Raw genomic sequence first — 6,000 nt, 5'->3', positions numbered from 1 at the left:
CGCAACCCGCTACGACAAACTCGCCGTCAACTTCCTCTCAGGCGTCGCCATCGCAACCGCGCTCGCATTCTGGCTCTGATTGAGTCTCGACCATAGATTGTGCCAACACTTGCGAGACAAAGATTAGCCGACCGAGGTTGAAGTTATCATCCGTTCATCAACGTGCAATATCGCGCCTGACACAGTCACGCCGATGGGCTATCTAGCCCGTATCTTGTGATGGGGGACATAATGGTGCGATTCGGACGGCTGGGTGCGGTGCTGGCGCTGGCGGCGACGCTGGCCGGGTGCGGCGGCGGCGATGGCGGCCAGATCGTGGCCAATAACGGCGGCACCGGTACGGGCACCAGCGGCGGTTCGATCGACGGCTGTTCGCTGCGCGCCCGCCAGAACTGGGTCGCGGCGCAGTTGAACGAATGGTATCTCTTCCCCGAGACGCTGCCCGCCAGCTTGGACCCCGGCCCCTATTCGAGCGTCAGCGACTATATCGACGCGCTGACCGCCGTCGCACGGTCGAAGCGCAAGGATCGTTATTTCACCTACATCACCTCGATCAAGGAAGAGGAAGCGTTCAACGCGACCGGCGCCGATGCCGGCTTCGGCTTCCGCCTGACCAGCGATTCGAGCCAGACCAAGCTGATGATCGCCGAATCGTTCGAGGGCGGCGCGGCGCTGGCCGCCGGGATCGATCGCGGCACCGAGATCCAGGGCATCGGCACCTCGACCAGCAACATCCGCTCGATTCAGGACATCGTTCGCGCCGATCCCAATAACGGCATCTCCAACGCCCTGGGGCCGGACACGGTCGGCACGGCGCGCGCGCTGCGCGTCGCCGATACGGCCGGCAATGTCCGCACCGTCACCCTGACCAAGGCGCAGTTCAACCTGCAACCCGTCTCGCCCAATTACGGCACGCAGGTCATCACCGAGAATGGCCAGCGCTATGGCTATATCAACCTGCGCACCTTCATCGACGCCGCCGATCCGCAGCTGCGCGCCGCCTTCTCCACCTTCAAGCAGCAGGGCATCAATCAGGTCATCGTCGATTTCCGCTATAATGGCGGCGGCCGCCTGAGCATCGCGGACCTGTTCAACAACCTGCTGGGCGGCGATCGCCAGACCTCGGACGTGATGGGCTATACCGCCTTCCGCGCCAGCAAGGCGTCGAACAACACGACCACCTTCTTCGCACCGCAGCCCGAATCGATCGTGCCGGCCCGCCTCGCCTTTATCGGCACCGGCGGCACCGCCTCGGCCAGCGAGCTCGTGCTCAACCGCACCCTGCCCTATCTCGGCGCGCGGTCGGGCCTGATCGGCGCGAACACCTATGGCAAGCCGGTGGGGCAGATCGGACTGGACAAGAGCGAGTGCGACGATCGGCTGCGCGTCATCGCGCTTGCGGTACAGAACGCCAATCGCCAGGGCGATTATTATAACGGTCTGGCCAGCACCGTGCCGGCGAGCTGCCGCGCGGGCGACGACCTGACGCGGCGCATGGGCGATCCGCAGGAAGCCTCGACCCGCGCCGCGCTCGACTTCCTGCAGGGCAAGAGCTGCACGCCGATCAGCGCCTCGAGCGCCAGCGCCCAGTCGGTGGAGGCCGGCCCGCGCAAACTGGTCCAGCCGCTGGCCCCTTCACCCGCCCAGCGGGAAGTGCCGGGGTATTTTTAAGGGGGAAGAATGTGAAAGAGCCCCTCCCCTTCAGGGGAGGGGTTGGGGTGGGGCCTTTCCGCTGGCGTAGAGCTCGGGGAAGCGCCCCACCCCCATCCCCTCCCCTGAAGGGGAGGGGTGATTCTGGTTCAAGTTGCCGAGGTCAAAGCCGCTGCGTGCCCGCATAGGCGAACAGTGCGTCGCCGTCCGACGACAGGCGCACCGTCTCGGCACCGGTGACGGTCAGGCACTGGCCCGCCTTGAAGTCCACGCCCGCGACCGAACCGCTGCCGGTGATCGGGATCAGCCAGGCCGTCCGTCCCTCGGGCAAGGCCACCGCGTGATCGCCCGCCGCCCAGCGCTCGAGGACGAATTTCGGCCCCTCGACCAGGATGTCGCGCCCCTCACCCGCCGGACCCGGCGAGACGATCGGCTGGTACGGGGTCAGATGCGCGACATCGACGCCGTCCTCCAGATGCAGCTCGCGGTCGCTGCCATAATCATAGAGGCGGTAGGTCGTCTCGCTATTCTGCTGCACCTCGATCACGGTCAGGCCGGCACCGATCGCATGGATGGTGCCCGAGGGTGCATAATAGAAATCGCCTTCCTTCACCGGCACCCAGTCGAGATCGTCCTCGACCGACCCGTCCAGCGCGTCGGCGCGCAGCTGCTCCTTGGTCATCGGCGCCTTGGGGCCCAGTGCAATGGTCGAATCGGGCTCGGCGGTCAGGATCGTCCAGCATTCGTCCTTGCCGCGCGGCAGGCCGCGCGCCTGCGCCTGTTCGTCGTCGGGATGGACCTGCACCGACAGCTTCTCGCTGGTGAACAGATATTTGATCAGCAGGTCGGGCGAGGTGTCGCCGGGTTCCTGGAACCACACCTCGCCGATCGGAGCGCCGTCGGCGGGGGCATCCTCGAACCCCGGATACAGGGTGTGACGGCCCCAGGGCTTTTCGACGCGATGGGTATGGAGCAGCGTGGCGGGCATGGGCGACAACCTCTTCGTTCGGGCGCTTCGTTCGGGCGACGGTTCAACCGTCCGGGGGTTGGGCCGTTCCGCCCGTTCGCGCGTCCCATGCCGCGTGCCCCGGCGGGGTTCAAGCGGTCTGTCGTGTCCCACCACGCGACGATGCGCGCGGGGACTGTTCCCCGCCCTCCGGCTGCGCTAAGGACATGCGCGATGCGTAACCCCCGTTCCCGTGCGCTGTCGCTGGCGCTGATCGCCGCTCTGGCCCTTCCGATCGCGGGTTGCGCCCGCAACCGTACCCGCACCGACCTGCCCTATGTCGCGCGCGACGTGGGCACGCTGTACACCGCCGCCAAGACGCGGCTGGACCAGCACCGGTACAAGGAGGCCGCGCTGCTGTTCGACGAGGTCGAGCGTCAGCACCCCTATTCGATCTGGGCGCGCCGTGCGCAGCTGATGAGCGCCTTCAGCTATTATCTGGGTCGCGAATATACCCAGTCGATCCAGTCGGCGCAGCGCTTCCTGGCGGTCCATCCCGGCAATCGCGACGCGCCTTACGCCTATTATCTGATCGCGCTCGGCTATTACGAGCAGATCCAGGACGTGACCCGCGACCAGAAGATCACCCGCCAGGCGCTCGACGCGCTGGGCGAGCTGATGCGCCGCTATCCCAACACCCGCTATGCCGCCGATGCGCGACTGAAGGTCGATCTGGTCAACGATCACCTGGCCGGCAAGGAAATGGAGATCGGCCGTTTCTATGAGGATCGCCACCAGTGGCTGGCGGCCTCGATGCGGTTCCGCACCGTCATCGACAAGTACCAGACGACCAGCCACACGCCCGAGGCGCTGATGCGGCTGACCGAGACCTATCTGGCGCTAGGCGTGCGCGAAGAGGCGCAGCGCTCGGCCGCCGTGCTGGGCGCCAACTATCCGGGCACCGACTGGTACAACCGCGCCTATAAGCTGATGGGCGAGAACCCGGTGCAGCCGATCCCCGCGATCCAGCCGGGCCAGCCCGTGGTCCCGACCGGCACGCCGGGTTCGGTCAATATCGGCCTGCCGGGCAGCGGCGGCACCGTCACCCCCAGCGCCGCGGCGCCGGGCCGTCCGACCCCGACGGGCAACAACAGCGCACCAACGGGCTGAGCTTTCGCCTATCCTCCCCTGCAAGGGGAGGGGGACCAGCGAAGCTGGTGGAGGGGTGTCCCCGGTCGTGAGATCAGGGTTTCCTCTCCAAGCGGGACACCCCTCCGTCAGGCCTTCGGCCTGCCACCTCCCCTTACAGGGGAGGAATGGATGAATGCTCCCGAACAAATCGGGATCATTTTCGCATCGGGGGGATAACATCGCGCGGCGTTTGGCTTTATATCGCCCGCCATGCTGACCGCATTGTCCATTCGCGATGTCGTGCTGATCGAGGCGCTCGACCTGGATTTCGGCCGGGGCCTGGGTGTCCTGACGGGTGAGACCGGCGCGGGCAAATCGATCCTGCTCGACGCGCTGGGCCTGGCGCTGGGCGGGCGCGGCGATAGCGGGCTGGTCCGCCACGGCTCGGCCCAGGCGGTCGTCACCGCCAGCTTCGAGGCGCCCGCCCCCGACAGCCGGCTGGCCGCCATTCTGGACGAGGCCGGTATCGAGATCGAACCGGGCGAACCGCTGATCGTCCGACGTCAGGTCAAGGCCGATGGCGGCAGCCGGGGCTTCGTGAACAGCCAGCCCGCCTCCGCCGCGTTGCTGCGTGAGATCGCGCCGTTCCTGGTCGAGATCCATGGCCAGCATGACGATCGCGGCCTGCTGAACCCGCGCGGCCACCGCGCGATGCTCGACAGTTTCGGCCGAATCGACAATCAGGCGGTCGCCGCCGCCTGGGCCCGCCTGCGCGAGGCCGAGACAGCGCTGACCACCGCCCGCGACGAGATCGAGGCAGCGGCGCGCGACCGCGAATGGCTGGAACATGCGGTTGCCGAGCTGACCAAGCTCGCCCCCGAGCCGGGGGAGGAAGAGGCGCTGGCCGATCGCCGCCGCACCATGCAGCGTTCCGAGAAGATTGCGGGCGAACTGGGTGCGATCGAGGAGCATCTGCAAGGATCGGACGGCGCGCTGGCGGGCCTGCGCCAGGCCGCCCGCGTGCTGGAGCGAATCGGGGAAGATCACCCCATATTGGGCGAGGCGCTGGCCGCCATCGACCGCGCGGTGATCGAGGCGTCGCTGGCCGAGGAACGGCTGATCGAGGCGCAGCGCGAACTCGCCTATGATCCACGCGCGCTGGAGGACGACGAGGCGCGACTGTTCGAGCTGCGCGGCATGGCCCGCAAGCATCGTGTCCAGCCCGATGATCTCGCCGACCTGACCGAGCAGTTGCGCGGGCGACTCGAGCGGCTCGATGCCGGCGAGGAAGGCATCGGTCGGCTGGAAGCGGCGGTCGCCACCGCGCGCGCCGCCTATGACAAGGCCGCCGCCACCGTCTCCAGCGCGCGCGCCAAGGCCGCCGAACGACTCGATCAGGCGGTGAGGAGCGAACTCGCGCCCCTGAAGCTCGACGCGGCGCGCTTCCGCACCATGGTCGTGCCCGTCGAACATGCGGGCTGGTCGGCGGCGGGCAAGGACCGGGTGGAATTCGAGATTTCGACCAATCCCGGCGCGCCCTTCGCGCCGCTGATGAAGATCGCCAGCGGCGGCGAATTGTCGCGCTTCATCCTCGCGCTGAAGGTCGCGCTGGCTGAGGAAGGCGGCGCATCGACGATGATCTTCGACGAGATCGATCGCGGTGTCGGCGGCGCGGTCGCCTCGGCGATCGGCGACCGGCTCCACCGGCTGGCGCAGCGCACCCAGTTGCTGGTCGTCACCCATAGCCCGCAGGTCGCCGCGCGCGGCGCCGCGCATCTGCTGATCGCCAAGAGCCATGACGGCACCGTCACCCGCACCGGCGTCCGCGCGCTGGCGTCGGACGAGCGGCGCGAGGAGATCGCACGCATGCTGTCGGGCGCGACCATCACCGACGAGGCGCGCGCGCAGGCGGACCGGCTGATCGAGACCGCCTGAGTTGCACGGCCGAATGCTATTTTATAGCTGAGAAAATAATGGTATACGGCGATCGTCAGATGGTCCTGACGGTCATGCTGGAAGCGCCGAATGCCTGTGTCTCCGCTCAAATCCGCCGCGATCGATGACACGAGGGATGTGACCATGCTGACGGCGGAGTTGCGATCCTGCCTGTCGCTGGCCGACAAGCTGAACCTGCCGATGGTCGGCATCCATATCGAACAGGCCTGTGCCTGGCTGGTCGCGAACGGCCATGACGGGATGGCGAGTGCCCGTGACCAGAGCGACCCGCGCCCGGCGCCGATCGGCTGAACCGGTGTCGGCCGCGTCCGCTGCGG

The 6,000-nt window shown here is 67.4% G+C and carries 5 protein-coding genes; 4 read left to right on the top strand and 1 reads right to left on the bottom strand.

Translation table 11 applies throughout. The annotated features are described in order from the left end of the window. The first annotated feature begins 231 nt into the window (after window positions 1-231). The gene (locus GGR48_RS15800) at window positions 232-1,671 is read left to right on the top strand and encodes a S41 family peptidase (RefSeq protein WP_183952805.1); all 1,440 of its coding nucleotides are present in this window, start codon (window positions 232-234) and stop codon (window positions 1,669-1,671) included. 142 nt (window positions 1,672-1,813) lie between these two features. Here GGR48_RS15800 and GGR48_RS15795 read toward each other — a convergent pair whose 3' ends face one another. Continuing rightward, entirely contained in the window at window positions 1,814-2,638 is an 825-nt protein-coding gene (locus GGR48_RS15795; protein ID WP_183952804.1) for a class I mannose-6-phosphate isomerase, read from the bottom strand. A gap of 192 nt (window positions 2,639-2,830) precedes the next feature. On the opposite strand from GGR48_RS15795, the gene GGR48_RS15790 reads away from it, so the two are divergent. From GGR48_RS15790 to GGR48_RS15780, 3 genes are all read left to right on the top strand, one after another. Beyond that, on the top strand, window positions 2,831-3,766 hold the full coding sequence (locus GGR48_RS15790; RefSeq protein ID WP_183952803.1) for an outer membrane protein assembly factor BamD: 936 nt from the start codon (window positions 2,831-2,833) through the stop codon (window positions 3,764-3,766). Window positions 3,767-3,997: 231 nt separating this feature from the next. After that, complete coding sequence (gene recN / locus GGR48_RS15785; RefSeq protein WP_183952802.1) at window positions 3,998-5,662, top strand: DNA repair protein RecN; 1,665 nt, start codon at window positions 3,998-4,000, stop codon at window positions 5,660-5,662. Window positions 5,663-5,800: 138 nt separating this feature from the next. Beyond that, entirely contained in the window at window positions 5,801-5,974 is a 174-nt protein-coding gene (locus GGR48_RS15780) for a hypothetical protein (protein ID WP_206362442.1), read from the top strand. Window positions 5,975-6,000 lie beyond the last annotated feature (26 nt).

The sequence above is a fragment of the Sphingomonas pseudosanguinis genome (assembly GCF_014196255.1).
In the GTDB taxonomy this organism is placed as follows: Bacteria; Pseudomonadota; Alphaproteobacteria; order Sphingomonadales; family Sphingomonadaceae; genus Sphingomonas; species Sphingomonas pseudosanguinis.
This window is presented reverse-complemented; position numbering and strand designations above follow the sequence as displayed.